Origin of the sequence: Oerskovia enterophila (assembly GCF_044748475.1) — a bacterium.
In the GTDB taxonomy this organism is placed as follows: Bacteria; Actinomycetota; Actinomycetes; order Actinomycetales; family Cellulomonadaceae; genus Oerskovia; species Oerskovia enterophila.
On the sequence record NZ_JBIVFZ010000008.1, the window covers coordinates 1 to 26,711 of the forward strand.

The 26,711-nt window shown below is 73.7% G+C and carries 19 protein-coding genes; 2 read left to right on the top strand and 17 right to left on the bottom strand.

Annotation, left to right across the window (positions count from 1 at the left end):
- Positions 1–130: 130 nt before the first annotated feature.
- Positions 131–1,288: a hypothetical protein gene (locus tag ACIPWA_RS19425; RefSeq protein WP_400292243.1), complete on the bottom strand. Its 1,158-nt coding sequence runs from the start codon at positions 1,286–1,288 to the stop codon at positions 131–133.
- A 293-nt stretch (positions 1,289–1,581) separates the two neighbouring features.
- Here ACIPWA_RS19425 and ACIPWA_RS19430 point away from each other — a divergent pair, with 293 nt between their 5' ends.
- Positions 1,582–2,331, top strand: coding sequence for a CPBP family intramembrane glutamic endopeptidase (locus tag ACIPWA_RS19430; protein WP_068625072.1), 750 nt, complete (start codon positions 1,582–1,584; stop codon positions 2,329–2,331).
- A gap of 117 nt (positions 2,332–2,448) precedes the next feature.
- On the opposite strand, the gene ACIPWA_RS19435 is transcribed toward ACIPWA_RS19430, so the two are convergent.
- The 5 genes from ACIPWA_RS19435 to ACIPWA_RS19455 form a co-directional block, all read right to left on the bottom strand.
- Complete coding sequence (locus ACIPWA_RS19435; protein ID WP_400292245.1) at positions 2,449–4,179, bottom strand: dipeptide ABC transporter ATP-binding protein; 1,731 nt, start codon at positions 4,177–4,179, stop codon at positions 2,449–2,451.
- Positions 4,176–5,225 (bottom strand): ABC transporter permease, encoded by a 1,050-nt coding sequence (locus ACIPWA_RS19440; RefSeq protein ID WP_056644471.1) that lies wholly within the window; start codon positions 5,223–5,225, stop codon positions 4,176–4,178. The genes ACIPWA_RS19435 and ACIPWA_RS19440 overlap by 4 nt, the downstream gene beginning before the upstream one ends.
- Before the next feature lies 1 nt (position 5,226).
- Positions 5,227–6,339: an ABC transporter permease gene (locus ACIPWA_RS19445; protein WP_082618128.1), complete on the bottom strand. Its 1,113-nt coding sequence runs from the start codon at positions 6,337–6,339 to the stop codon at positions 5,227–5,229.
- 149 nt (positions 6,340–6,488) lie between these two features.
- Positions 6,489–8,135 carry an ABC transporter substrate-binding protein gene (locus ACIPWA_RS19450; protein WP_056761078.1) on the bottom strand — a complete coding sequence of 549 codons (1,647 nt, stop codon included), beginning with the start codon at positions 8,133–8,135 and terminating at the stop codon, positions 6,489–6,491.
- A 311-nt stretch (positions 8,136–8,446) separates the two neighbouring features.
- Positions 8,447–9,454 carry an HdeD family acid-resistance protein gene (locus ACIPWA_RS19455; protein ID WP_400292248.1) on the bottom strand — a complete coding sequence of 336 codons (1,008 nt, stop codon included), beginning with the start codon at positions 9,452–9,454 and terminating at the stop codon, positions 8,447–8,449.
- A 225-nt stretch (positions 9,455–9,679) separates the two neighbouring features.
- Here ACIPWA_RS19455 and ACIPWA_RS19460 point away from each other — a divergent pair, with 225 nt between their 5' ends.
- Positions 9,680–12,547: a flippase-like domain-containing protein gene (locus ACIPWA_RS19460; RefSeq protein WP_400292250.1), complete on the top strand. Its 2,868-nt coding sequence runs from the start codon at positions 9,680–9,682 to the stop codon at positions 12,545–12,547.
- 31 nt (positions 12,548–12,578) lie between these two features.
- On the opposite strand, the gene ACIPWA_RS19465 is transcribed toward ACIPWA_RS19460, so the two are convergent.
- From ACIPWA_RS19465 to pdhA, 11 genes are all read right to left on the bottom strand, one after another.
- The gene (locus ACIPWA_RS19465) at positions 12,579–13,739 is read right to left on the bottom strand and encodes an acetyl-CoA C-acyltransferase (protein ID WP_400292252.1); all 1,161 of its coding nucleotides are present in this window, start codon (positions 13,737–13,739) and stop codon (positions 12,579–12,581) included.
- Positions 13,736–14,563, bottom strand: a complete 828-nt coding sequence (locus ACIPWA_RS19470) for a 3-oxoacid CoA-transferase subunit B (protein WP_400292254.1) — start codon at positions 14,561–14,563, stop codon at positions 13,736–13,738. Before ACIPWA_RS19470 ends, ACIPWA_RS19465 begins: the two co-directional genes overlap by 4 nt.
- 1 nt (position 14,564) lies before the next feature.
- Positions 14,565–15,437 carry a CoA transferase subunit A gene (locus ACIPWA_RS19475; protein WP_400292256.1) on the bottom strand — a complete coding sequence of 291 codons (873 nt, stop codon included), beginning with the start codon at positions 15,435–15,437 and terminating at the stop codon, positions 14,565–14,567.
- Positions 15,434–16,360, bottom strand: a complete 927-nt coding sequence (locus ACIPWA_RS19480) for an HpcH/HpaI aldolase/citrate lyase family protein (protein ID WP_400292257.1) — start codon at positions 16,358–16,360, stop codon at positions 15,434–15,436. Before ACIPWA_RS19480 ends, ACIPWA_RS19475 begins: the two co-directional genes overlap by 4 nt.
- Positions 16,357–16,908: a MaoC family dehydratase gene (locus ACIPWA_RS19485; protein WP_400292259.1), complete on the bottom strand. Its 552-nt coding sequence runs from the start codon at positions 16,906–16,908 to the stop codon at positions 16,357–16,359. Before ACIPWA_RS19485 ends, ACIPWA_RS19480 begins: the two co-directional genes overlap by 4 nt.
- 197 nt (positions 16,909–17,105) lie before the next feature.
- On the bottom strand, positions 17,106–18,290 hold the full coding sequence (locus ACIPWA_RS19490) for an acyl-CoA dehydrogenase family protein (RefSeq protein WP_056761088.1): 1,185 nt from the start codon (positions 18,288–18,290) through the stop codon (positions 17,106–17,108).
- Positions 18,287–20,551 carry an ATP-binding protein gene (locus ACIPWA_RS19495; RefSeq protein ID WP_400292399.1) on the bottom strand — a complete coding sequence of 755 codons (2,265 nt, stop codon included), beginning with the start codon at positions 20,549–20,551 and terminating at the stop codon, positions 18,287–18,289. Before ACIPWA_RS19495 ends, ACIPWA_RS19490 begins: the two co-directional genes overlap by 4 nt.
- Positions 20,552–20,601: 50 nt before the next feature.
- Positions 20,602–22,230 (bottom strand): carboxyl transferase domain-containing protein, encoded by a 1,629-nt coding sequence (locus ACIPWA_RS19500; RefSeq protein ID WP_400292401.1) that lies wholly within the window; start codon positions 22,228–22,230, stop codon positions 20,602–20,604.
- 44 nt (positions 22,231–22,274) lie between these two features.
- Positions 22,275–24,356, bottom strand: coding sequence for a dihydrolipoamide acetyltransferase family protein (locus tag ACIPWA_RS19505; RefSeq protein ID WP_400292262.1), 2,082 nt, complete (start codon positions 24,354–24,356; stop codon positions 22,275–22,277).
- Entirely contained in the window at positions 24,356–25,387 is a 1,032-nt protein-coding gene (locus ACIPWA_RS19510) for an alpha-ketoacid dehydrogenase subunit beta (protein ID WP_056644448.1), read from the bottom strand. Before ACIPWA_RS19510 ends, ACIPWA_RS19505 begins: the two co-directional genes overlap by 1 nt.
- Positions 25,384–26,586 (bottom strand): pyruvate dehydrogenase (acetyl-transferring) E1 component subunit alpha, encoded by a 1,203-nt coding sequence (gene pdhA, locus ACIPWA_RS19515; protein ID WP_400292264.1) that lies wholly within the window; start codon positions 26,584–26,586, stop codon positions 25,384–25,386. The genes ACIPWA_RS19510 and pdhA overlap by 4 nt, the downstream gene beginning before the upstream one ends.
- Between the last annotated feature and the right edge of the window lie 125 nt (positions 26,587–26,711).

Below are 26,711 nucleotides of genomic sequence, written 5' to 3' on the forward strand. Positions count from 1 at the left end.
CGCGAGCGCCCCGTGGGCCCGACGACGGTGCCACCCGTGATGAGGGTCAGTGCCATGGTGCGCCCTGATCCGCGTGGATCAGGGGCATCTACTCACTTCTCGGCGGCGACAGGTACGGACCTGGTGCGTGTCAGGACGTCGCCGAGCCCGAGGTCCCGGTCCCCGGGGCACCCTCGGCACCAGTGCCGCTCCCGGTGCCGCCGCCCGTCCCCGTACCGGGCAGCTGCTCGAGGTCGGTGCCTCCCGAGCCCGAGCCGCCGGTGTCCCCGCCCGTCCCCGGCGTCGGGTCCGGTGCCGGCGTGACCGGCGTGGTGGGCTCGGGGTCCGGGACCGTGGTCGGCGGGTCGGTCGGCGCAGGGGCCGGCACGCTCTCGCTCGGCGCCGGGCTGGGCGTGGTGCCCGAGCTCGGCGTGTCGGTCGAGGGGTCGGTCGTGCCACCCGTCGTGTCGCCGGTGTCGCCGGTGTCGCCGGTGTCGCCGGTCGACGCGGGCTCGCGCGAGACGACGTGGCTGATGGTCGTCCCCGAGCCCTCCTCGCCGCGCAGGATCTCGCTCAGCGGCCGCCCGGCGACGACCTCGACCAGGGTCACGCCCACGAGGAGCACCACGAACACCGCGACGGTCGACAGGATCAGGGTCCGCCGGCTCGGCCGGCGCGAGTCCGCCGTGTCATCGCCCGCTGCCCCGTCGCCCGAGGCGTCGCCGTCGTCGGGGAGGTCCGTGGCGCCGTCGGGCCCGTCCCCTGCCTGCGCGCCCGCCGCGGTGCGCAGGTCGTCGAGGTGCGTGCCCTCGAGGTCGTCGGGGCCCAGCACCGCCGTGTCGCCGAGCCGCGCGGTGTCCCCGACCGCGGGGAGCACCGCGGTGCCGCTCCCGGTCGCGTCCGTGCCCTCGCCCGGCCCACCGGCGGAGCCGTCCGAGCCCCCGGCGCCCTGTCCGTGGGACCCCGCGAGCGTCGGCAGCAGGACCTTGCGCCCGTTCTTGCCGACCGGCAGGACCACGCCCGCCTGGAGGGCCGCCTTCATCTGGCGTCGCGTCTTGAGGATCGAGCGCGTGTAGATGTTGTTCCCGACGATCGTCAGGACCGAGGCGATGCCCGCACCGATGATCGTCCCGGCGACCCCCAGGTACGACAGCAGGACCGTCGAGCTCACCGCAGCGAGCGCGCTCGCCACGACCTGCGTGACGCTGATGCCTGGCGGCTTCTCGTCGAGGTCGTCGGCGGGGTCGTTCGGTGCTGCGGAGTCGTCTCGGGCGGCCGGGCTGATGGAGGGGGGTCTGTTCGAAGTCACGGTCCTCCCAGCGTAGGAAACGGGTCTGCACGCCCCCCGGACGCCTGTTGACCAACCCACGAGGATTGTGTGAAGACCGCTCGGCGCGCCTTCGCACGGGGTGCTATAACGACCAGGTGACCACTCCTCCCGGCACTCCCCCCGGCTCTGGCGCCGAGCCAGCAGCACCGACCGGCACGCCGCGCGAGCCCGGAACAGCGGGGGTCGGTGTGGCACCCACAGGCGAGGCCGGGGGCGGGAAGCGGTCGCGCTGGGCCCCCACGACGGCCGACCGCCCCGAGACCCGCCGCCGCATCGGGGCCGAGATCTGGATCCTGCTGGGACTGAGCCTCGGCCGGTCCGGGGTCTACGCGGTCGTCAACATCGTCGCGCGCCTCACCGAGGGCACCCCGCTCGCCCAGCAGAGCGCGAGCCTCAACAACAGCCAGTCGCCCCGCCCCTACCTCGACCTGACCTACCAGATCCTCAGCATCGGGTTCGCGCTCATCCCGGTCGCGCTCGCGCTCTACCTGCTCTCGGCGCGCGGTCGGTCGGTCACGCGGGCGATCGGGCTCGACGGCAGCCGGCCGTGGCGCGACACGGGCTGGGGCGTCGCGCTCGCTGCGGTCATCGGCATCCCGGGCCTGGGGCTGTACGTCGCCGGGCGAGCCCTGGGGATCACGGTCGAGGTCAACCCCGCCAACCTCGCGGACTACTGGTGGACCGTACCGATCCTGATCCTCGCGGCCCTCCAGAACGGCCTGCTCGAGGAGGTCATCGCGGTCGCGTACCTGTTCGAGCGCACCAAGGACCTGGGCTGGGGCCGCGTGAAGTTCGTCGTGTGGAGCTCGCTGCTGCGCGGCTCGTACCACCTGTACCAGGGCATCGGGCCGTTCGTCGGGAACGTGGTCATGGGCGTCGTGTTCTCGTGGTTCTACACGAGCAGGTGGGGGCGGCACCGCGTGGTCCCGCTCGTGATCGCCCACACGATCCTCGACGTGGTCGCGTTCGTGGGCTACGCCCTGCTGCCGCGCGAGTGGCTCGAGGCGCTGGGCGTCGGGTAGTGGCACATCGCTGAGTGCGGAGCTCTTGCGCGACACGCCCGGCGTGTCGCGCAAGAACTCCGCACTCAGCGGACCGTCAGGCCCCGCAGCCGGACCGTCAGAGCCGCAGCCGGACCGTCAGACCCGCAGCGCCGCCAGCTCCTCCCGGCGCTCGGCCTGGAGCACCGGGTCCGGCACGGGCAGCGAGGCCAGGAGCTGCTTGGTGTACGTGTGCTGCGGCGCGCCCAGCACCTCGGCCGACGTGCCCTCCTCGACGAGCCTGCCCCGGTAGAGCACAGCGATCCGGTCGGCGAGCAGGTCCACGACCGCGAGGTCGTGGCTGATGAACAGGCACGCGAACCCCAGCTCGCGCTGGAGCTCGGCGAACAGCTCGAGCACGCGCGCCTGGACCGACACGTCGAGCGCAGACGTCGGCTCGTCCGCGACGAGCAGCTCGGGATCGAGCGCGAGCGCGCGGGCCAGGCTCGCGCGCTGACGCTGGCCGCCGCTCAGCTCGTGCGGGTAGCGGTCGCCGTACGCGCGCGGGAGCTGGACCGACTCGAGCAGCTCGTCGACGCGTCCCCGGGCGTCCCCCGCGTCGGCAGCCCGCCCGTGCACCACGAGCGGCTCGGCCACGCACTCGGCGATCGTGAGCAACGGGTTGAAGCTCGACGCCGGGTCCTGGAACACGAACCCGATGCGCGGCCGCACGGGCCGCACCTCGCGCTCCCGAGCGCCCCGCATCTCGACGCCCAGCACCGACAGCGACCCGCCCGTCACGGGCGTGAGACCGCCGATGGCCCGGCCGATCGTCGTCTTGCCCGAGCCCGACTCGCCCACGAGCCCCAGCACCTCGCCGGGGCGGATCGACAGGTCCACCCCGTCGACCGCGACGAACGCGGGCTTGCGGAACCGCCCCGGGTACTCGATCCGCAGCCCCTGGGCCACGACCACGGGTTCCCCCTCGGCCCAGCCGTCGGCGCGGGCCTCGACCCGGGCCGCCGCGTTGACCACGCCCCCGCCGACGCGGGGCACGGCGTCCAGGAGCGCGCGCGTGTACTCGGCCTGCGGGTCCTCGAACAGCGACCGCACGTCGGCCTGCTCGACGACCTTGCCCTGGTACATCACGGCCACGCGGTCCGCGAGGTCCGCGACCACGCCCATGTTGTGCGTGATGAGCACGATCGCGGTCCCGAACTCGTCGCGGCAGCGCCGCAGCAGGTCGAGGATCTCGGCCTGGACGGTCACGTCGAGCGCGGTCGTCGGCTCGTCCGCGACGATGAGCCCGGGGTCGAGCACGAGCGCCATCGCGATGACGATGCGCTGCTTCTGCCCGCCCGAGAACTGGTGCGGGTACTTGTCGACCGCCGTCTCGGGGTCGGGGATCCCGACCCTGCGCAGCACGTCGACCGCCTGCCGGCGCCCTTCCGCACGGCGCACGCGCCGGTGCGCGCGCAGCCCCTCGACGATCTGCCACCCCACGGTGAAGACGGGGTTGAGCGCGGCCGACGGCTCTTGGAAGACCATCGCGACGTCCGTGCCGCGCACGGCCCGGAGCTGGGACCGGGTCAGGCTCACGACGTCGGACCCGCCCGTCCCCTCCTTGTTCGACAGCACGACGGCGCCACGCGCCGTCGCGGTCTCCGGCAGCAGACCGAGGATCGTCTTGGCCGTCACGGTCTTGCCGCTGCCGCTCTCGCCGACGACCGCGAGCACCTCCCCCGGGGCGACCTCGAGGTCGACCCCGTCGACCGCCAGGATCGGTCCGGCGTCGGTCGCGAACGAGACCGTGAGGTCCCGGATGGTGACGACCGCGCCCTGCTCGCGCGACGTCGTCGGGCCTTCGCCTGCTGCCTGCTGCGCGCTCACGGGCGCACCTCGATTCCCTCGTCGCCCAGCGTCCCCGAACCTTCCAGACCACCCAGGCCCGCCGGGCCGGCCACGAGCGAGCCTCCCGGCACGACCGACGTCTCCGCGACCTCGCCCGCACCGACGGCCGCCGCCCGGCGGCTGCGCAGGCGGGGGTCGGCCAGGTCGTTGAGGCTCTCGCCCACGAGCGTGATGCCCAGGACCGCGAGCACGATCGCGAGGCCCGGGAAGAGCGCGGTCCACCAGATGCCGCTCGTCACGTCGGACAGCGACTTGTTGAGGTCGTAGCCCCACTCGGCCGCGGCCGTCGGCTCGATCCCGAAGCCCAGGAACCCGAGCCCCGCGAGCGTGAGGATCGCCTCCGACGCGTTGAGCGTCACGATGAGCGGGAGCGTGCGCGTCGCGTTGCGCAGCACGTGCCGACCCATGATCCGGCGGTGCGGCGTGCCGATCACGCGCGCCGAGTCGATGTACGCCTCGGCCTTGATCCGCACGGTCTCGGCGCGGATCACGCGGAAGTACTGCGGGATGAAGACCACGGTGATCGAGAGCGCGGCCGCGAGGATGCCGCCCCACAGCTTGGACTGGCCTCCGCTGATGACGATCGCGAGCAGGATCGCGAGGAGCAGCGACGGGAACGCGTAGATCGCGTCGCACAGGACCACGAGCACGCGGTCGAGCCAGCCGCCGAAGTACCCCGAGACCAGGCCCAGCAGGATGCCGATCACGATCGACGCCGCGATCGCGACCACGATCACCAGGGCCGCGGTCTGCGCACCCCAGATCACGCGCGACAGGACGTCGTAGCCGCCCACGGTCGTGCCGAGAAGGTGCTCGGCCGACGGCGGCTGCTGCGCGCCGAACGCCCCGTCCGCGTTGCGGAGCTGGCTGTACCCGTAGGGCGCGAGCAGCGGCGCGGCCAGGGCCGTGAGGAGGAAGAGCCCCGTGATGATCAGGCCCGCGACGAGCATGCCGCGCTGGAGCCCGACGCTCTGGCGGAGCTGGTGGACCACGGGCAGGCGTCCCCAGGAGAGTCGTCGTGCCATGTCAGTACCTCACCCTCGGGTCGATGAGCGCCGCGAGGACGTCCACGAGGAAGTTCGTGATCGCGACGATCACGGCCAGCAGGACGACGATCCCCTGGACCGCGACGAAGTCACGGGCCTGGAGGTACTGCGAGAGCATGAAGCCGAGGCCCTTCCACTCGAAGGTCGTCTCGGTCAGGACCGCCCCGGCCAGGAGCATCGCGATCTGCATGCCCATGACCGTGATGATCGGGATGAGCGCGGGGCGCCACGCGTGCGTGCGGACGAGGCGACGCTCCGAGACGCCGCGCGAGCGGGCCGCGTCGACGTAGTCGGTCGCGAGCGTCCCGATCACGTTGGTCCGGACGAGACGCAGGAACACCCCGGCGGTCAGGAGCCCCAGGGCGACCCCGGGCAGGACCGCGTGCATCAGGACGTCGCCCAGGACGGCGGGGTCGCCCGTGCGGATCGCGTCCACGACGTAGAAGCCCGACGGGTCCGGGAGCGAGAGCATCTGCAGCTCGGCGCCGGTCGAGGCGCGGCCCGCGACGGGGAACCAGCCGAGACCGACCGAGAAGATCAGCTTGAGCAGGAGGCCCGCGAAGAACACGGGGGTCGCGTAGCAGAGGATCGCGAAGACGCGCAGGAACGCGTCGGGGACCCGGTCGCGGTGGTGGGCCGCGAGCAGCCCGAGCGGGATGCCGACCAGGAACGCGATGATCAGCGCGTAGACCGCGAGCTCGAGCGTCGCCGCACCGTAGGTCGTGAGGATCTCGGAGACCGGGCGGTTGTCGCTGATCGTGGTGCCGAAGTCGCCGCGCAGGATCCCGCCCAGGTACTCGAGGTACTGGACGATGATGGGGCGGTCGTAGCCGGCCGCGTGGATGCGCTCGGCGAGCTGGTCGGCCCGGAGCCTGCCGCCGAGCGCCGCGGTGATGGGGTCGCCCGTCGCGCGCATGACGAAGAAGACGGTCGTCACGAGGATGAAGACGGTCGGGATAATGAGGAGGAACCGGACCAGGACGTACCGCCCGAGCCCACCTCCTCCGGACGTCCTGGGCCGCGGGGTGGTGGGGCGTGGGGTCCTGGCGCCTGGCGGGTCGGCCGTGGTCACCTGGTCGGTCGTCGTGGTCATGTCGTCCGTTCGTCGTGGTCCGAGCCACGCTGCTCGGTTGCCTGCGGTGCTGCGGGCGCTCGGCGGAGGTCGCTCGCACGGCCCGCCGAGAGCCGTCGGGGCGGGGTGGCCCGGCCGTCGCCGGTCGGGCCACCCCGCGTCCTCGGGGATCAGCTCTTCGAGAGCGCCCCGTAGCGGAACTTGAACGACGCGTCGAGCGTGTCCTCGGTCCCGTCGACGCCCGTGCCGACGACCGCGACCTGTGCGCCCTGGAGGTACGGGACGGTCGAGAGGTCGGCGGCGACCTTCTCCTGGATCTCCTCGATGAGGGCCGTGCGGGCTGCCGCGTCGGGCGTGGCGGCCTGCTGGAGGATCAGGTCGTTGACCTCCTGGTTGTCGTAGTGGTTCGCGAGGAAGTTCTCCTGGAGGAAGAACGGCGTGAGGTAGTTGTCGGCGTCCGAGTAGTCCGGGAACCAGCCGAGCTGGTAGGCGGGGTAGACGTCGGCCGTGCGGTCCTTGGCGTACTGGACCCACTCGGTGGTCTGCAGGTTGACCGTGAACAGGCCGCTCTTCTCGAGCTGGTCCTTGATGAGCGCGTACTCCTCACCGGAGGACGGCCCGTAGTGGTCGTTGCTGTACTGCAGGTCGAGCACCACGGGGACGGTGACCCCGGCGGCCTCGAGCGTGGCCTTGGCCTTGTCGGCGTCGGCCCCGCCCTGCCCGTCGCCGTAGAGCTCCTTGAGCGGCTCGACCGCGCCGGTCAGACCCGCGGGGACGTACGAGTACAGCGGCGTGTAGGTGCCCTTGTAGACCTGGGTCGCGATCTCCTCGCGGTCGATCAGGTCCGCGACGGCCTGGCGCACGGCGAGGGCCTTGGCCGGGTCCGCGCCCTCGGCCTTGGCGCCGTAGGGCTGGGAGTCGAAGTTGAACGTGATGTAGCGGATCTCTCCGCCCGGGCCGTCGACGACCTTGACCTTGTCGTTGCCCCGGAGGTCGTCGATGTCGGTCGCGGACAGGCTGCGGAAGGCGACGTCGATGTTGCCCTCCTGGATGTCGAGCTTCAGGTTGGAGGCGTCGGTGTAGTACTTGGTGTTGACCTTCGCCGTCTTGGCCTCGCCGAGCACGCCCTGGTAGTCGGGGTTGGCCTCGTAGGAGATCAGGTTGTTGAAGTCGTACTTGGCGATCGAGTACTGCCCGGCGAACGCCTTGCCCGCGACGATGTCGGCGTCGGGCGTGAGCGCGTCGGCCGCGAACACCTCCTCGTCGACGATGGGGCCGGCAGGGCTCGACAGGATCTGGGGGAAGACCTGGTCGTCGGGCGACTTGAGCGTGAAGACGACGGTCGTGTCGTCGGGCGTCGCGACGCTCTCCAGGTTGTAGAGCAGCGAGGCGGGGCCGTTCTCGTCGTTGATGGCGACCTGCCGGTCGAACGTGAACTTCACGTCGGAGGACGTGAGGTCGTGGCCGTTGGCGAACTTCAGGCCCGGCTTGAGCTTGACGGTGTACTCGGTGGGCGCCGTGAACTCGGCGGACTCCGCGATGTCGGGCTCGACGTCCGGGCTCCCGTAGGGGGTGTTGAGCAGGAACGGGAACACCTGGTTCATGACCGCGAACGACCCGTTGTCGTAGGAGCCGGCCGGGTCGAGCGTCGTGACCTTGTCGGTCGTGCCGATCGTCAGCGCGCCTCCTGCGCTCGCGTTGCTGCTGCCGCCGTCCTCGTTCGTCCCGCTGCCGCTGCCGCACGCCGTGAGCGTGAACGTCACGACGGCGATGCCTGCCGTTGCGGCGAGGAGCCGCTTCCTCGAAACGGTCGTCATCCGTCACACCTCTTCTTCGGGGTCATGAGGTGGGTGCGCGGTGGCGCTCCCACGGCCTGGTTCTGCGACCAAGGTCCGTGATGTCTAACACACTGTTGTTTCGGTCAAGCACCCCGGAACGGCTCAGCACGGCGGTTCCGAGCATCTTGTTACCGGGTCGTAACCCCCGCCGCCACATGGTGAGACGGATCACAGTCGTGAAGTTACCGAGGAGTACGTTCCGGTGCGTCACGGCCATTTCGTGGCGCTGGACCGCCGCCGTGCGGGTTCGCCCGCTCGGGACCGCCAGCGCTGTCACCGGCAGCGCACGCTCAGCGCCCGGGCGTCTCCTGCCCGACGTCGGAGCCCGGCTCGCGCGGCCCGGTCACCTCGTCGGGAGCGGGGGTCGGCAGGCGCTCCTCCGCAGGGACGTCCGGCACGCTCCCGGCGCCGGCGCCGCCGAGCTCCTCGACCGGGCGAGCCAGCGACAGCTCGCCGCCCGACCCGGCCGGCCCGCCCGACCCGGCCGGCCCGCCCGACCCGGCCGGCCCGCCCGACCCAGCCGCCGTCCCGGTGACCTCACCGCCCGCGGTGAGCTCCGCCGTCGGGCCCGGCGCCGGTACGCCCTCCGGAGCGGGCGTCGCCGCGGCCTCCGCGACCACCGGGGCCGTGGCCCCCGCGCCCAGCACCGACCCGCCCGTGACGACCACGCCCGCCGCGACCGCCTGCGCACGCAGGTCAGCGAGCTCGCGCGCGACCGACCGGACCCCGAAGCCCGAGACCACGTGGATCGCCCCCGCGACGAACGCGTACAGGCCGAACACGACGACCGTCAGGCTCAGGACGTCGTCGGCGTCGACGGGGCGCGTGACGAGCAGCAGGCCGAACAGCGTCGAGACGATGCCGAACGTCAGCAGCCACGGCCACCCCAGGTCCCTGTTGCGCACGAGCCCGGCCGCACCCACGATCGCCGTGACCCCCAGGACCAGGACCCACACGACCAGGACGTAGTAGAGCGCGGTCACGCTGAGGTCCGGCCAGAACATGACCGCGGCGCCGAAGAGCAGGTTGACGACGGCCTGCGCGAGCCACCAGGTCCACCCGACTTGCTTGCGGTGCGCCAGGCCCTGGACCGCGACGAGGACCGCGTCGGCCACGAGGAAGATCCCGAAGACCCAGCGCAGCGTCTCGAACGCCTCGAGCGGCTGGATCATGAGCAGCAGCCCGAGCACTACCAGGAGCAGCCCGCGCACCACGGGGAGCCACCAGACGTTCTTGAACGCGTTGAGCGGTTCGGGGATCTCGACCGTGTCCCGCCCTCTGCGCCTGCTCCGGACCATGCGCCACCACCGTTCGTCGTGCGCCGTGCACCCTGCCCCGCGCCCAGGGCGATCGCCCTCGGCGCGCCTGCCGGGATGGGAGCGCTACCTGCGTTCATCCTGCTGGAGGTTGGTCACACTCGCCCGGCGAAGCATGTCGGACAACGGGAGCAAGCGGGCAAATCACCCGGCAGAAAGTGGCGTAATACCGCGCCTCTCGGGACCTCCCGCCCTAGACTCGCAAGCATGTCTGCGCGTGCTCACGACCCGGCCGGTCCTCCGGCGACGGCCGAGCCACGCCCCCAGGTCCACGAGGTCGGGTCGTTCGAGACGACCGAGCACGAGGCCCCGGACCCCCGCTCGTTCCGGGCGTTCCTCGCGACCCCGCGCGCCGTCGGCGACGGGACGGACCCCACGGTCCAGATCGTCGACACCCCCGAGGCGCGCGTGCGCCACCCGAGCGACCTCGTCGGGATCGTGCTGTGCGCCCTGGGCGTCGCGCTCGTCATGTTCATGTCCGTGTACGCGCACGGCACCACGGCAGGCGTCGCCGAGGACGTCCAGGGGTTCTCCGACCTCCTCGCGAGGATCCTCTTCATCCCGGTCGCGGTCCTCGAGGGCCTCGTGACGCTCGCGATCCCCACGGCCGTCCTCATCGAGCTCGGCATCCGCAAGCTCGGACGCCAGGTCGTCGAGTCGATCGCCGCGGCCGCGATCGGCATGCTCCTGGGCATCGCCATGACCTACTCGGTGCTGACGTTCGGGTCGGCCGACCTGATCCAGGGCCTGTCGGTCCGCATCCGCGGCGAGTGGCAGCTCAGCATCCCCGGCTACGTCGCCGCGATCAGCGGCCTGCTCACCGCGGCCGGCCCCCGCACCCGGCGCCGCACGGTCGCCTGGTCCTGGAACCTGCTGTTCATCGCGCTCGGCGTCGTCCTCATCACGGCCCAGGTCTCGCTGCCGGGCGCGATCATCACGCTCCTGCTCGGCCGGATCGCCGGCAACGCCGTCCGGTGGGTGTCAGGGGTGCGCAGCGAGCGAGCCTACGGACCGCACCTGGTCGACGGCGTGCGGCGGGCCGGGTACTCGCCCACCGCCCTCGTCCGCGTGCGCGACGTGTCCCAGCCCGCAGAGCTCGCCGAGGCGGCAGAGGACCCCATCACCGAGGTCAACGCCGACGGCGAGATCACGGGTGAGGTGCACGTCGGCGTCGTGCGCATCGCCGGCACGGACGAGGACTCGGCGCTCACGGCGGACGCGCGCATCACGGGCGATCACCTGTCCGGCGCCCTGGGCGACGGCGTCAGCGAGCCCGCCGAGGCCCCGTCGGACCCCGCGGCCATCGCGCTGACCCGCTCCGGGGACAACCGTGTCTACGCGATGTTCACCGAGGACGGGGTGCGGCGCGACGTCGTGGTGCTCGACGGCGACCGGCAGGTCGTCGGCTTCATCACGCGGTTCTGGCGCTCGCTGCGCCTGCGAGGCATCGAGGGGCGCGCCGCGATCTCCCTCAAGGCCGTCGCCGAGCGCACCGCGCTGCTCGCCTACGCGGCCCGCGCCGCAGGGGTCCGGACGCCGCGCCTGCTGGGCGTGGCCGAGGCCGACGACTCGATGATCCTGGTCCAGGAGCACGCGGTCGGCGCGGTCTCGCTGCGCGACCTGCCCGACGACGAGGTCACCGACGCCGTCCTCACCGAGGCCTGGCACCAGATCCAGCTCGCGCACGACGCCGGGCTCTCGCACCGCGCACTGACCTCCGACGTCATGCTCGTGAGCCGGGGAGAGCCGGGGGGCGCCTCGACGCACCCGGCGGGGACGGGCACGGACCCCGCGTCGGCGACCGTCGACCTCCGCCCCGAGGGCGCCGAGGCCGGCCCCGACGACTCCGAGGTCAAGGTCTGGCTGACCGGGTGGGAGCAGGGAGACATCGCGTCGTCCGAGCTGTCGCGCCGCATGGACCTCACGCAGATGGTCGCGCTCCTCGCGCTGCGCGTGGGCGCGCAGCGCGCCGTGGCCTCGGCCGTGAACGTGCTGCCCAACGAGGACATCGCGGCGATCGGGCCGCTCCTCCAGTCGATCGCGCTGCCCGTGAGCACGCGCGAGGAGATGCGCGCCAACAAGGAGCTCTTCAAGGACCTGCGGGCCGCTCTCGTCGAGCGCCTGCCGGAGACGGACGTCGAGCCCCAGCGCATCACGCGCTTCGGGGCCCGGACGATCATCACGCTGACCCTGACGATCGTCGCGGTGACCGTGGTCGTCACGACCATGAACTTCCAGCAGATCACCGAGGCCGTCTCCCAGGCCAACCCTTGGTGGGCCGTCATCTCGTTCGCGCTGGGCATCCTCACCTGGTTCGGCGCCGCCCTGACGTTCGTGGCGTTCTCGCCCGTGAAGCTGCCCATGATCCGCGCGACGCTGACCCAGATGGCCGGGTCGTTCGTGGCCCTCGCGGCACCGGCCGGGATCGGCCCTGCGGCGCTCAACCTGCGCATGCTCACCAAGCGGAACGTGTCGACCCCCATGGCCGTCGCGACCGTGGCCCTGGTCCAGGTGTCGCAGTTCGTCATCACGATCCTGCTGCTGGTCGTCCTGTCGATGACGGCCCGGTCGGGCGGTCTGATCAAGCTGCCCTCGACCACCGTGCTGCTCGCGATCACGGGCGTCGCTCTCGCCGTGATCGCGACGCTGCTGGTCCCGGCCGTCCGGCGCTGGGTGCTCGCCAAGATCCGGCCCACGGTCCAGCAGGTCTGGCCGCGACTGTCGGAGATGCTCAGCCAGCCGGGACGCCTGGCCCTCGGCTTCGGCGGGAACATCATCATGACGCTCGGCTACGTGCTCGCGTTCGACGCGGCCCTCGCGGCGTTCGGACAGGAGCTCGCGCTCGTCGACGTGGCCGTGATCTACCTGGTCGGCAACGCTGCGGGCGCGGCGGTCCCGACCCCCGGCGGCCTGGGCACGATCGAGATCGCCCTGACCGCCGGCCTGACCGCCGCGGGCATCCCGCCAGCGATCGCCACCTCGGCCACGATCCTGTTCCGTGTCGCGACCTACTGGGCCCGCATCCCCATCGGCTGGGCCGCGATGCGCTTCCTGCAGCGCAAGGGCGACCTCTAGCGCGCGAGCTCCTTCAGCCGCTCCGGATCACCTACCCCTGCAGCACCACCGCCGAGCCCTGTCCCCCGCCTCCGCACAGCGCGGCCGCCCCCACGGCGTCGCCGCCCAGCGCTGCGAGCCGCCGCGCCAGGTGGCCGACGATGCGCGCGCCCGACGCCCCGATGGGGTGCCCGAGCGCGATGGCTCCGCCGTTGGCGTCGACGATCGCGGGGTCGACGCCCAGCAGGTCCGTCGACGCGAGGGCCACCACCGCGAAGGCCTCGTTGATCTCGATCGCGGACAGCTCGCCGACCTCGAGACCCGCCCGGGCGCTGGCCGCGCGGATCGCGTTCGCGGGCTGCGCGTGCAGCGAGACGTCGGGCCCCGCCACGAGCGCATGACCCAGGATGCGGGCGCCGGTCAGTCCGCGCCGCTCCGCCTCCTCGTCGCTCACGAGCACGAGCGCCGCGGCGCCGTCGGAGATCTGCGAGGCGTTCCCGGCCGTGATGGTGCCGTCCTCGCGGAAGGCGGGACGCAGCCGCGCCAGGACCTCGGCCGTGGTGTCGACGCGCACGCCGTCGTCGGCCTCGACCAGGCGCCCGCCCCGCCCGGGCGTCTGGAACGGCGCGATCTCGCCCCGCAGGAAGTCGGCTGCCGCGGCTGCCCGCGCGTGCGACGACGCCGCGAACGCGTCCTGGGCCGCTCTGCTGATCCCGAGCCCCTCGCCGTGGCGCTCGGTGCTGAGCCCCATCGAGTCCCGCTCGAACGCGTCGCGCAGCCCGTCGTGCGCGAGCGTGTCCACGAGGGTCAAGTCGCCGAGCTTCTGGCCCGCCCGCGACCCGACCCATGCGTGCGGTGCGAGGCTCATGGACTCCTGCCCCACGGCCACGACGACCTGGGCCTCGCCCGCGGTGATGAGCCGGTGCGCCTGGACCACGGCCTCCATGCCGGACAAGCACACCGCGTTGAGCGTCATCGCGGGCACCGAGTACGGCACGCCCGCGCCCACGGCGGCCTGCCGTGCGGGGTTCTGACCGGCCCCGCCCTGGAGCACCTGTCCGGCGAGGACGAGCTCGACGTCGTCGGGCACCAGTCCTGCGTCCGCGAGCGCCGCGCCCAGCGCGTGCGCCCCGAGCGTCGCGGCGGGCACGGTCGCGAAGGCACCGTTGAAACGCACGAACGGGGTGCGCGCGTACCCCACGATGACGGTCATGCTTCCTCCTGGTGTCCTGGGCGGATCTGGGTGCGGGTGGTCGCCCCGGCCGCGGGCCGCGGTTCCTCGAGCCCGACGGCGTAGCTCGCCTCGGTCGCGTCGCGCACCTCGTCGAGGGTCACGCCGGGCGCGACGGCGCGGAGCACGAGGCCGCGGCGCGAGGCCCCGGGTCCTCCTGGTCCCGATGCGTTGTCAGAACGTGGCCGGGCTATACCCCGGCCACCTTCTGACGACGAGTCCGTGGCGGTCGGGCCCCCGGGGGATGCGGGCGGCGCGAGGTCGACGACGTCGAAGACCGCGCGGTCCGTGATGATCCGGTCCACCACGGCCTGCCCCGTGAGCGGCAGCCCGCACACGTGCCGGAGCTTGGGCGACCCGTCGCGCGCCACGTGGTCCATGAGGACGACGATGCGCGGCGTGCCCGCGACGAGGTCCATGGCCCCGCCCATGCCCTTGACGAGCTTCCCGGGCACGGTCCAGTTGGCGAGGTCACCCGTCTCGGAGACCTCGAGCGCACCGAGGATCGCGATGTCGACGTGCCCGCCCCGGATCATGGCGAACGACGTCGCGGAGTCGAAGTAGCTCGCGCCCGGCAGCGCCGTGACGGTCTGCTTGCCGGCGTTGATGAGGTCGGCGTCCTCCTCGCCGTCGAGCGGGAACGGCCCGATCCCCAGCATCCCGTTCTCGCTCTGCAGCGTGATCGAGACTCCGGGCGGCAGGTGGTTCGCGACGAGCGTGGGGATGCCGATCCCGAGGTTCACGTAGTCGCCGTTTTGCAGCTCGGCCGCGGCGATCGCGGCCATCTGGTCCCGGTCCCAGGGCATGTCAGGCCTCCTTTCCTGCGGCGGGCACCGGGGCGGCGGCCTCGGCACCCGTGCTCGGTCCCGCGCCGTCCCCGCCCGCCGCGGGCGCGGCAGTCCCCGGCGCCGCCCCGCGAGCCCGCACGGTGCGCTGCTCGATGTCCTTGACCCGCGGCCGCGCGGGCACGAGCCGGTCGACGAAGATCCCGGGCGTGACCACGACGTCGGGATCGAGGGGCTCGTCGGCCAGGATCTCGGCCTCGACCACCGTGACGCGGCCGGCCGTCGCGACGAGCGGGTTGAAGTTCCGCGCCGTGAACCGGTAGGTGAGGTTGCCGTAGGCGTCGGCCCGGTGCGCGTGCACCAGGGCGAGGTCGGCGACGATGCCGCGCTCGAGGACGTAGCGACGCCCGTCGAACTCCTCGACGGGCTTGCCCTCCGCGACCGGTGTCCCGACGCCCGTGGCCGTGTAGAACGCGGGGATCCCTGCTCCGCCGGCGCGCAGGCGCTCGGCGAGCGTGCCCTGCGGCACGAACTCGACCTCGAGGTCGCCGTCGAGGTACCGCTGCGCGAACAGCCTGTTCTCCCCCACGTAGGAGGACAGGACCTTGTCGACCTGGTCGCTCTCGAGCAGCAGCCCGAGCCCCTTGCCGTCGACGCCCATGTTGTTGGACACCACGGTCAGGCCCCGCACGCCCGAGTCGCGCACGGCCTCGATGAGGTCGGCCGGGATGCCGCACAGCCCGAACCCGCCCACGGCGATCGTCATCCCGTCGCGCAGCAGCCCGTCGAGGGCGGTGGCCGCGTCCGGGTAGCCCTTGGCGCCCTGCGGGTCGCTCCTCGCGGCGCGTCGGGCCGGGGCGTCGTCGCTCACCGGCCGGGTTCCGTCGGTCGTCATGTCGGCCTGCTTCCTGTGCGGAGGACGTCCGGGGCCGTGCGCCCGGTGCTGTCCGGGGTCTCGAACGATCCGGCGGTCCGTGCCGACCCGGCCGCGCCTGCCTCGTCAGCCTGCCCGGCCGCGTCGGCCCGCCGCAGCACGGCCTCGGCGTGCCGGAGCGAGGGGCCGTCGATCATCACGCCGTCGTGCACGAACACGCCGTCGTGCCCGCGTGCGGCGGCCAGCAGCGTGCGGGCGCCCTCGACCGCGGCGCGCGGGGGCGCGTACGCGGCCCGGATCACGGGGACGTGCGACGGGTGGATGCACGCGGTCGCGGCGAAGCCGACGGCCGCGGCGTCGAGCGCCTCGTCGCGCAGACCGTCGAGGTCCTCGATCGCGAGGTGCACCGCGTCGACCGCGGCGACGCCCGCGGCCCCCGCGGCGAGCAGCACCGCGGAGCGCGCGGCGCGCGCGACGTCCCGGTAGCCCCCGTCGGGGAACCGGCTCGACGTCCCGCCGAGCGAGGCGACCAGGTCGTCGGCCCCCCACATGAGGGCCACGACGCCGGGCCGGCGGGCCAGCTCGGGCGCAGCCAGCACGCCCGCGGCCGTCTCGCACAGCGCGACCACGCGCAGCCCGCCGAGGTCGAGCGGCAGCCGCTCGTCGGCCTTGGGCACCATGACGGTCCGGTAGGCGGTGCGGGCGAGCGCGGCCAGGTCGGCGAGGTGCTCCGGGGTCCCGACCGCGTTGACCCGCACGATCGTCCGCGCCGGGTCGAGGGGTACGGCGAGCAGCGCGTCGCGGGCAGCGGCCTTGCGGTCCGGCGCGACCGCGTCCTCGAGGTCGAGGATCACGGCGTCGGCGCGATCGAGCGCCTTGCGGTACCGGTCCGGCCGGTCGGCGGGGCAGAAGAGGAGCGCGGGCCCCAGGTCGAAGGTCGTCACGAGGGGTCGCCCTCCTGCCCGACGGCGTCACGAGCCCCCGCGCCCGGCCCACCCTCCGTGGTGGTCGCGACGGCCGTCTCATGCGCGGCGCGCGTCCACACGAGCGTCGACCGCACGGCCCGGGCCACGAGCACGCCGTCCTGGTTGTGCCCGCGGTGCTCGAACGTCACGACGCCCTGCCCGGGCCGCGAGTCGGACGGCCGCTTCTCGAGCACCACGGTCGAGGAGTACAGGGTGTCGCCGTGGAACACCGGGTGCGGGAACGCGACCTCGGCGAACCCGAGGTTGGCGACGATCGTGCCCTGCGTGAGCTGCGCGACCGAGGCCCCGACGAGCGTCGAGAGCGTGAGCATCGAGTTCACGAGGCGCTGCCCGAACGGCTGGGTCGCGGCCCACGCGGCGTCGAGGTGGAGCGACTGGGTGTTCATGGTCAGCGTCGTGAACAGGACGTTGTCGGCCTCGGTCAGCGTGCGCCCTGGGCGGTGGACGTAGCGGACCTCGGTCTCGAGCTCGTCGTAGTAGAGCCCGCGCTGCTCGATCTCCCGCATCCTGCGCTCCTTCCTGCTGGTCTGGTGTGTGTCCCGGGTGCCGAGAACGAGGTTGCGGTCGTTCTGGCCGGCATACCGACCACGACCTCGTTCTCGACCGCGCGGAACCCCGTTCTCGGCCCCGGGCCCGTCGACGGTTCGACGGTCGACAGGGGTTAACCCGGGGTTAAGTCGTCACCGTCACCCCGGCCACGTCCTCACGCCGTGAGCCCCAGCCCGCGCGCGATGATCATGAGCTGTACCTCGGTCGTCCCCTCCCCGATCTCGAGCACCTTGGAGTCCCGGTAGTGGCGGGCCACGGGGTTCTCGTTGAGGAACCCGTAGCCGCCGAAGATCTGCGCGGCGTCGCGCGCGTTGGCCATGGCCGCCTCGCTGCCCACGAGCTTCGCGATCGACGCCTCGACCTTGAACGGCGCGTCGTTCGCGAGCTTCGACGCCGCGTCGTAGTAGCAGAGCCGTGCCTGGTGGACGCGGGCCGCCATGCGCGAGAGCGTGAACGCGATGTGCTGGTTCGAGCCGATGTCGCGGCCGAACACGTTGCGCGTGCGCGCGTACCGCAGCGCCTCCTCCAAGCACCCTTGGGCAGCCCCCGTGGCGAGCGCCGCGAACGCGACGCGGCCCTCGTCGAGCACGCGCAGGAAGTTCGCGTACCCGCGCCCCTGCTCGCCCAGCAGGTTCGCCTCGGGGACCCGGACGTCCTCGAAGGTCAGCGGGTGGGTGTCGGACGTGTGCCACCCGACCTTGTCGTACGCCGGCCCGACCGTGAACCCCTTCGTCCCCGACGGCACGAGGATGCTCGACAGCTCCTTCTTCACGGTCCCGTCGGCCCGGGTCTCCTCGCCCGTGACCGCGGTGACGGTGACGACGCTCGTGATGGGCGTCCCGGAGTTGGTGATGAACTGCTTGCTGCCGTCGATGACCCACACCCCGGCGCCGCCGTCGGGCCCGGTCTCGATCTGTGCCGTCGTGCGCGTCGCGCCCGCGTCGGAGCCCGCCTCGGCCTCGGTCAGCCCGAACGCCGCGAGAGCCCGTCCCGTGACCAGGTCCGGCAGCCACCGCTCGCGCTGCGCGGCGGTCCCGTGCCGGACGATCGGCATGATGCCGAGCCCGACGCCGGCCTCGAGCGTGACCGCGATGCTCTGGTCGACGCGCGCGAGCGCCTCGACCGCGAGGCACAGCGACAGGTAGTCCTTGCCCTGGCCGCCGTGCTCGACGGCGAAGGGCAGGCCGAACAGCCCCAGGTCGCCCATCTCGCGGATGATGTCGAGCGGCAGGCGGCGCTCGGTGTCGTACGTGTACGCCGCGGGCGCGACGACGGTGTCCGCGAACTCGCGCACGGTGTCGCTGAGCTTGCGCTGCTCGTCGGTGAGCTCGGTGTTCATGGCGCTCCTGGGGTGTGGGAGGGGACGGGGACGGCCGGGGTACCGGCCTGGGTGGGGACGTGCGAGGGCGGCGTGACCACCGCGGGGGCGGGCCCGTCCGCCGGGGCGGGAGCGACGTCGTCGGGCACCTGGTCGACGCGCGCGACCACCTCGTCGCGGCGCACCAGGTCTCCCGGGCGGATCGTGAGCCGCACGACGCCCGCGTGCGGGGCCCTCAGCGCGTGCTCCATCTTCATGGCCTCGACCGTGACGAGGACCGCGCCCGCGGCGACGGTCTCGCCGTCCGCGACCGCGACCGTCACGACCGTGCCGGGCATGCCCGCGCGGACGTCGGGACTCGTGAGAACGTCGGCGCCGTCGGCGTAGGCACCGCGGGCGGCGGCGCGGAGGGCGAGGAGCTCGGCGCGCGTCGGGACCGCGACCTGGACCACCTGGCCCCCGCGCGCGAGCCACACGCTCGCGTCCCTGGGGTCGGCCGCCACGTCCACGGTCTCTCCCACCCCGTCCACGACGTAGCGCCACGCGTGCGCGCTCCCCGCGACGGGGGTCAGCGCGGTCCGCCGGGCTGACCCCGGCCGTGGGTCCCCGTCCACGTGCACGACGGCGTCGCTCGCATCTCCCGTCACGGTCACCTCGCGGGGTGCACGCGTCGGGGTCGTGGTGCCGGGCGCCGTGTCGACCAGGGTGACCCTGCGTGGGCGCGGCGCGGCGTTGAGACGCCAGCCGTCGTCGGCACCCCACGGGCCGGTCGCGTGCGGCGTCGCGCCCCGGGAGCCGAGTGCGCGCGCCGCGAGCGAGAACAGCGCGACGGCCACGAGGTCGTCCTCGGTCGCGGTCCCCGGGGGCACTCCCCCCGCCGCCACGAACCGCTCGATCAGCCCCGTGTCGAGGTCGCCGGACCGGACGTCCGGGTCCCCGAGGAGTGCCCGCAGGAAGCCGATGTTGGTGTCGACCCCCAGGACGAGCGTCTCCGCGAGCAGGCGGTCGAGGCGGTCGAGCGCCTGGTCGCGGTCGGCGCCGTGCGCGACGGCCTTCGCGAGCAGCGGGTCGTAGTCGCCCCCGACGCGCAGCCCCTCGGTGAGGCTGCTGTCGAGACGCCACCCCTCGCCGTCGGGCTCGGTGAGCGCGAGGACCTCGCCCGTCGCGGGCAGGAACCCGCGGGCCGGGGACTCGGCGTAGATCCGCGCCTCGATCGCATGGCCCCGCAGGACCACGTCCTCCTGCGCGATCCCCAGCGCCTCCCCCGCCGCGACGCGCAGCTGGGCCTCGACCAGGTCGAGGCCCGTGACCATCTCCGTCACAGGGTGCTCGACCTGCAGGCGCGTGTTCATCTCGATGAAGAAGAACGTGGTCGGGTCGTCGGCGGGCACGAGGAACTCGACCGTCCCGGCGCCCTCGTAGTCCACGCTGCGCGCGACCTCGCACGCGGCGGCCCCGATCCGGGCACGGGTCGCAGTGTCGAGCAGCGGCGACGGCGCCTCCTCGACCACCTTCTGGTGGCGGCGCTGGAGCGAGCACTCGCGCTCCCCCAGGTGCACGACGGCGCCGCGCGAGTCCGCGAGCACCTGCACCTCGATGTGGCGCGGCCGGGCGACCAGGCGCTCGACGAGCAGCGTGCCGTCGCCGAACGACCGGGTCGCGACGCGTCGGGCGCTCGCGAGCGCAGCCGGGAGGTCGTCGGCCGACGTCACGACCTGCATGCCCTTGCCGCCGCCCCCCGCGGAGGGCTTGACCAGCAGCGGGAAGCCGACGTCGCGCGCGGCCCGCGCGAGCGCCTCGTCGTCGAGCGCTCGGCCCGTCGCGGGGTCGCGGCCCGTGCTGCCCGGCACGACCGGGACCCCGCGCGCCGCGACGATCTCCTTGGCCGTGATCTTGTCGGCCATGGCCTCGAGCGCCGCGACGCTGGGCCCGACGAACACGATGCCCGCGTCTGCGCAGGCCCGCGCGAGCTCGGGGTTCTCCGACAGGAAGCCATAACCGGGGTGGACCGCGTCGGCGCCCGTCGCGCGGGCCGCGTCGATGATCGCGGGCACGCTCAGGTACGACTCGGCCGCGGGGGCCGGGCCGATCCGCACCGCGACGTCGGCGAGGGACACGTGGCGCGCGCCGGCGTCGGCGTCGCTGTGGACCGCGACCGACCGGATGCCGAGGCGCCGCAGCGTGGCGATGATGCGGCACGCGATCTCGCCGCGGTTGGCGACGAGGACCGTGCCGAAGGGGCGCCGCCCCGCGGACGAGTTGTCAGAGCTGGGCCGGGGCATAGCCCGGCTCGCTTCTGACAACTGGTCGGTGTGCTGCGGGAGCATGGCCCTCACATCCTGAAGAGCCCGAACCGCGGGCCCTCGGTCGGGGCCAGAGGCGTGCGGGCGCACACGTCGAGCGCGAGTCCCAGCACGCGGCGCGTGTCGGCGGGGTCGATGATGCCGTCGTCCCAGAGCCGGGCCGTCGCGTAGTACGGGTCGCCCTGCTCCTCGTAGCGCGAGCGGATGTCCTCGCGGAAGGCGGCCTCGTCGTCGGGCGCCCACTGCTCGCCCCGCGCCGCGAGCTGGTCGGCCTTGACCGTCGCGAGCACCGACGCGGCCTGCGGGCCGCCCATGACCGAGATCCGGCTCGCGGGCCACGACCACAGGAAGCGCGGCGAGTATGCGCGCCCGCACATCGAGTAGTTGCCCGCCCCGAACGACCCGCCGACCACGACCGTCAGCCTGGGCACGCGCGTCGTCGCGACGGCCGTGACCATCTTGGCGCCGTCCTTGGCGATCCCCCCGGCCTCGGCGTCCGTGCCGACCATGAACCCCGAGATGTTCTGCAGGAACACGAGCGGGATGCCGCGCTGGTCGCACAGCTCGACGAAGTGCGCGCCCTTGAGCGCCGACGGGCTGAACAGGACCCCGTTGTTCGCGACGATCCCCACGGGGTGCCCGTGCAGGTGCGCGAACCCCGTGACCAGGGTGTCGCCGTACTCGCGCTTGAACTCGTGGAACACGCTGCCGTCGACGAGCCGCGCGACGACCTCGCGCGCGTCGTAGGACGCCTGGACGTCGACCGGGACCGCACCGTACAGGCTCTCGCCCGGCCCGCCGGGCTCGTCCTGCCCGACGGCGGGCGGGACGCTCTCTCGCACGGCCCACGCGGGCGCGGGGTCCGGCGGGAGCGTCGAGACGATGCGGCGCACGATCGCGAGCGCGTGCTCGTCGTCCTCCGCGAGGTGGTCCGTGACGCCCGAGCGGCGCGCGTGCAGGTCGCCGCCGCCCAGCTCCTCGGCCGTGACGACCTCGCCGATCGCGGCCTTCACGAGCGGCGGCCCGCCCAGGAAGATCGTGCCCTGGTTCCGCACGATCACGGTCTCGTCGCTCATCGCGGGCACGTACGCGCCGCCCGCGGTGCACGAGCCCAGGACCGCCGCGATCTGCGGGATGCCCGCGGCCGAGAGCCGGGCCTGGTGGTAGAAGATCCGGCCGAAGTGATCACGGTCGGGGAAGACCTCGGCCTGGAGCGGCAGGAACGCGCCGCCCGAGTCGACCAGGTAGATGCACGGCAGCCGGTTCTCGAGCGCGATCTCCTGGGCCCGCAGGTGCTTCTTGACCGTGAGCGGGTGGTAGGTGCCGCCCTTGACCGTCGCGTCGTTGCACACGACCAGCACCTGGCGGCCCTCGACCAGGCCGATCCCCGCGATCACGCCCGCACCGGGCCACTCGCCGCCCAGCATCCCTTCGGCCGCGAGCGGCGCGATCTCCAGGAACGGGCTGCCCTCGTCGAGCAGGTGCTCGACGCGCTCGCGCGGCAGCAGCTTGCCGCGCGCGACGTGCCGCGCCCGGGACGCCTCGGGGCCGCCGAGCGCGGCACGGGCCGTGCGCTCGCGCAGCCCCGCGACGAGCGCTCGCTGGGCCGCGTCGTTGGCCAGGGCCGTGGCGGAGGCCGGGTCGACGGTCGTCCCCAGGACGTCGCCGACGCCCGGCGCGCGCGTGCTCGGCAGGGTCGCGGTCACGACGCGCCGCCCGTCCGGCGAGCGGCCTGGCCGTCAGGGTCAGCCGGGTCGGCCGGGTCGGCCGGGTCGGCCGGGTCCCCCGCGAGCAGCAGGGCGAGCGCCGGGTCGGCGAGCAGCGCACCGAGCTCGGCGAGGAAGCGGGCGCCCTGCTCGCCGTCGACCACACGGTGGTCGAACGACAGGCTCAGCGTCACGACGTCGCGCAGCGCGACCTGGCCCTCGTGCTCCCACGGGCGGCGGCGCACGGCCCCGACGCCCAGGATCGCGGCCTCCCCCGGGACCAGGATCGGCGTCCCGGCGTCGACGCCGAACACCCCGACGTTGGTGATCGTGATGGTCCCGCCCGTCAGCCGCTCGGGCGCGGTGCGTCCGCTGCGGGCCGTCGCGGTGAGGTCCGCGAGCGCCTCGGCGAGGCCCGTGAGCCCGAGCGTGTGCGCGTCGGGCACGTGCGGCACGACGAGCCCTCGCTCGGTCGCGACCGCTATCCCCAGGTGCACGCGCGGGCTGTGGACGATCTCGGCGCTCCCGTCCGGCAGGTCCTCCCACCGGCTGGCGAGCGACGGGTGCCGCGGCAGCACGACGCACAGCGCCCGCGCCACGAGCGCCAGGACCGTGATGCGCGTCCCGCGGGCGAGCGGGTGGCTCCGGAGCCGGTCGAGGAGCTCGGTGCTGGGCGTGACGTCGACCGTGAGGAAGACGGTCGCCTGGGGAGCGGTGAACGCGCTCGCGACCATCGCGGCGGCGGTGTGCTTGCGCACGCCGCGCACGGGGGTGCGCGTCTCGCGGGTACCAGGGTCGCCCGTCCCTCGGCCGGGGGTCCCGTCGGCGCGCAGGCCCGACGGCGTCGCTCCCGCCCCATGGTCGGGCGCGGCCGGCACACGGTCCTCGTCGGGCGGGGGGAAGCTGCCGGCACGACGGGCTGCCGCGCGGGCCAGCCCGGACTGGCCGAGGATGTCGCGCAACGAGGTCGGCGCGAAGCGCCCCGTCGTGCGGAGCGCGGTCTCGTCCCCGTCGGCGTCCGTCCCGGTGGTGTCGTGGCCCGCTGTGCCGCGGTCGGCGACGTCGCCGGTCACGAACCCTCGGGACAGCGGGCCCGCGGCGGCCGTGCTCGGCAGGCCGTGGACGCCGTTGCGCTCGCGCCCCGTCCCCGCTCCTCGACCGGCCAGGGCGCCGGTCCCTGTCCCGGTCCGGTGGCCCGTCGCCTGTTCGGCCCCGGCAGCCGTGCCGTCCCTGGCCCCGGCCTGCGCGCAGCTCACGGCCGACAGGACGTCCTCGCGGGTCACGAGCCCGCGGGCCCCCGTCCCGACGACCCGTTCGAGGTGGACCCCGAGCAGCTTGGCGAGCCGGCGCACGGGCGGCGTCGAGCGCGGTCGCTCGGCCGGGACGGCCTCACCCGCACCCGCGAGGGTCCCCGTACCGGTGCCGGGACGCTGGCCGGGCGCCGGCTCGTCCGTCGAGATCGGGCTGGTGGGGGTTCCGACCGGGCCTTCGACCCCCGTACGCCCGTTCTCGATCGCGGCGCGAGCAGGAGCGCGTCGGGCACGTCGCGCGGGTCGGCCCGACCGCTCCGGCCGCGCCCCGTACCCGACGAGGTTCGGCTGAGGCGCCTCCTCGGCGACCTCCGCGTCGCCGCCGGCCGAGTCCCCCGCGGAAGCCGCGCCGTCGGGCACCCGAACCGCCGTACCAGCGCCCGCCGAACTGCCCGCGGACGCACCGCCGTCGGGCGCTCGACCCGCCTGACCCTTGCCGGACGCCCTCCCCACGGACGCACCGCCGTCGGGCCGCGTGCCCGCGGAACCGCCTGACGAGGACGTGCCTCCCGGCGCCTCGCCCTCGTCGGGGACCTCGAACGTCACGAGGGGTTCCCCGACGTTGACCGTCTGCCCCGGCTCGGCGTGCAGCACCGTGACGACCCCGGCGTAGGGCGACGGGAGGTCGACGAGCGCCTTGGCGGTCTCGACCTCCGCGATGACCTGGTTCAGCTCGACCGTGTCGCCCGCGGCGACGTGCCAGCTCACGAGGTCGGACTCGGTGAGGCCCTCGCCGAGGTCGGGCAGGCGGAACTCGCGCGTGCTCATCACCGTGCCGCCCCCTCGAACGCCGGGCTGTCGGACTCGTCGTACGCCCCGCGCCCCAGGACGCGGTCCACGCCGTCGAGCAGGCGGTCGAGGTCGGGGACCTGGTGCTGCTCGAGCTTGGCGGGCGGGTACGGGACGTCGTGCCCCGTGACGCGGAAGGGCGCGGCCTCGAGATGCTCGAAGCAGCGCTCGGTCGCCGCCGCGGCGATCTCGGCGCCCAGGCCCGCCTGGTGCGGCGCCTCGTGCGCGACGACCAGGTGGCCCGTCTTGCGGACCGACGCCGCCACGGTCGCGTGGTCGATGGGCGAGAGCGAGCGCAGGTCCACGACCTCTACCGACACGCCCTCGTCGGCGGCGGCGACGGCCGCGTCGCGGGCCGTCGTCACGAGCGACCCGAACGTCACCAGCGTGACGTCGGTGCCGGGCACGACGACGCGCGCCGCGTCCATGGGCGGCGCCGAGCGGAGGTCGGCCGCCTCGTTGACCTCGCCCTTGAGGTGGTAGCGACGCTTGGGCTCGAAGAACACGACCGGGTCGTCGCACGCGATGGCCTGCTGGAGCACGGTGTAGGCGTCCTGCGGGTCGGAGACGGTCACGACGCGCAGTCCCGCGGTGTGCGCGAAGTACGCCTCGGGCGACTCCGAGTGGTGCTCGGCCGCGCCGAGCCCCCCGCCCACGGGGATGCGGATCGTGATCGGCAGGCGCACCGCGCCGCCCGTGCGGGCGTGCATCTTGGCGAGCTGGGACACGATCTGGTCGAACGCGACGTACACGAACCCGTCGAACTGGATCTCGCACACGGGCCGGTAGCCGCGGTACGCGAGCCCCACGGCCGTGCCCAGGATGCCCGACTCGGCGAGGGGCGTGTCGAGCACGCGGCGCGGCCCGAACTCCTTCTGCAGCCCGTCGGTCACGCGGTACACGCCGCCGAGCCGGCCCACGTCCTCGCCCATGACGACGACCTTGTCGTCGTTCGCGAGCGACCGGCGCAGCCCCGCGTTGAGGGCCTTGGCGAGCGTCAGGGTGGTCATCGGACGCCTCCGGTCGGTGCGTCGGTGCCGGTGGCCGGGTCGGTGGTGCCGGCGGCGGGGTCGGCGGGCCCGTCGCCGTCCGCACCGTCGGCGAACCCCTCGAGGTACTGCGCGTACGCGGCGCGCTCGGCCGCGAGCGCCGCGTGCGGCTCGGCGTAGACGTGGTCGAAGATCGTGAGCGCGGGCGGGTCCTCGAGCGCGATGCACCCGGCCCGCAGCTCGGCCGCGGCCCGGTCGGCGACGCCCTGGACGCGGGCCTCCTCGTCGGCGGTCAGCAGGCCGAGCCCCGTGAGGTAGGTCCGGTAGCGGGAGATCGGGTCGCGGCCCGCCCAGGTCTCGAGCTCCGCGGGGTCGCGGTAGCGCGTGGGGTCGTCGGCCGTGGTGTGCGGGCCCATGCGGTAGGTCACGGCCTCGACGAACGTGGCGCCGCCGCCCGTGCGGGCCCTGTCGAGGGCCTCGTGCATGACGGCGAGGACCGCGAGGACGTCGTTGCCGTCGACGCGCACGCCCGGGAGCCCGAACCCCGCGGCGCGGTCGACGAGCGGCACGGTCGTCTGGAGCGTCACGGGCTCCGAGATCGCCCACTGGTTGTTCTGGCAGAAGAACACCACGGGGGCGCCGTAGGTCGCGGCGAAGACGAACGCCTCGTTGACGTCGCCCTGGCTCATGGCGCCGTCGCCCAGGTAGGCGACCGCGACGGCGTCGGCACCGTCGTTCTGGACGCCCATGGCGTAGCCCGTCGCGTGCAGGGTCTGGGCGCCGATGATGACCTGAGGCGTCGCCATGTTGACCGCGTACGGGTCCCAGCCCGACGCCGTCACGCCGCGCCACACCCGCACGAGCTCGACGAGCGCGACGCCCCGCGTGTACGCCACGGCGTGCTCGCGATAGCTCGAGAACACGAAGTCGTCGGCGTGCAGCGCCCGGCCCGACCCGATCTGCGCGGCCTCCTGGCCCAGCAGCGGGGGCCACAGCGCGAGCTCGCCCTGGCGTTGGAGGGCCGTGGCCTCGGCATCGAGGCGCCGCACCACGATCATGTCCTCGTAGAGGCGCAGCGCGAGCGCGGGGTCCGCGTCGAGCCCTTCGAGCCATCGGTCGTACTGCGTCGATCCGTGCCGTGCACCGGTCTCGTCGAGCAGCTGGACGGCGTCCAGCCCCGTTCCCCGCACTACCCGGCTGTCCACCTGGCTGGGCGTCATCGCGTCACCTCGCGTCTGCTCCCGTGCTCACCGTCGAGCACCCCGGCGCTCCTCGTCGAGCACCGGATACCGCGAACGTAACCCCACCCCGCACATGGCTCCAGTCATCACGGAAAGGCTGGGCA

Excerpts from the sequence above, each read along its gene's own strand:
- ACIPWA_RS19445 (WP_082618128.1), bottom strand. The coding sequence starts at position 6,339 with ATGACCACGACGACCGACCAGGTGACCACGGCCGACCCGCCAGGCGCC.
- ACIPWA_RS19450 (WP_056761078.1), bottom strand. The coding sequence starts at position 8,135 with ATGACGACCGTTTCGAGGAAGCGGCTCCTCGCCGCAACGGCAGGCATC.
- ACIPWA_RS19460 (WP_400292250.1), top strand. The coding sequence starts at position 9,680 with ATGTCTGCGCGTGCTCACGACCCGGCCGGTCCTCCGGCGACGGCCGAG.
- ACIPWA_RS19470 (WP_400292254.1), bottom strand. The coding sequence starts at position 14,563 with ATGCCCTGGGACCGGGACCAGATGGCCGCGATCGCCGCGGCCGAGCTG.
- ACIPWA_RS19510 (WP_056644448.1), bottom strand. The coding sequence starts at position 25,387 with ATGACCACCCTGACGCTCGCCAAGGCCCTCAACGCGGGGCTGCGCCGG.
- ACIPWA_RS19440 (WP_056644471.1), bottom strand. The coding sequence starts at position 5,225 with ATGGCACGACGACTCTCCTGGGGACGCCTGCCCGTGGTCCACCAGCTC.
- pdhA (WP_400292264.1), bottom strand. The coding sequence starts at position 26,586 with ATGACGCCCAGCCAGGTGGACAGCCGGGTAGTGCGGGGAACGGGGCTG.
- ACIPWA_RS19475 (WP_400292256.1), bottom strand. The coding sequence starts at position 15,437 with ATGACGACCGACGGAACCCGGCCGGTGAGCGACGACGCCCCGGCCCGA.
- ACIPWA_RS19505 (WP_400292262.1), bottom strand. The coding sequence starts at position 24,356 with ATGAGCACGCGCGAGTTCCGCCTGCCCGACCTCGGCGAGGGCCTCACC.
- ACIPWA_RS19455 (WP_400292248.1), bottom strand. The coding sequence starts at position 9,454 with ATGGTCCGGAGCAGGCGCAGAGGGCGGGACACGGTCGAGATCCCCGAA.
- ACIPWA_RS19495 (WP_400292399.1), bottom strand. The coding sequence starts at position 20,551 with ATGCCCCGGCCCAGCTCTGACAACTCGTCCGCGGGGCGGCGCCCCTTC.
- ACIPWA_RS19490 (WP_056761088.1), bottom strand. The coding sequence starts at position 18,290 with ATGAACACCGAGCTCACCGACGAGCAGCGCAAGCTCAGCGACACCGTG.
- ACIPWA_RS19485 (WP_400292259.1), bottom strand. The coding sequence starts at position 16,908 with ATGCGGGAGATCGAGCAGCGCGGGCTCTACTACGACGAGCTCGAGACC.
- ACIPWA_RS19465 (WP_400292252.1), bottom strand. The coding sequence starts at position 13,739 with ATGACCGTCATCGTGGGGTACGCGCGCACCCCGTTCGTGCGTTTCAAC.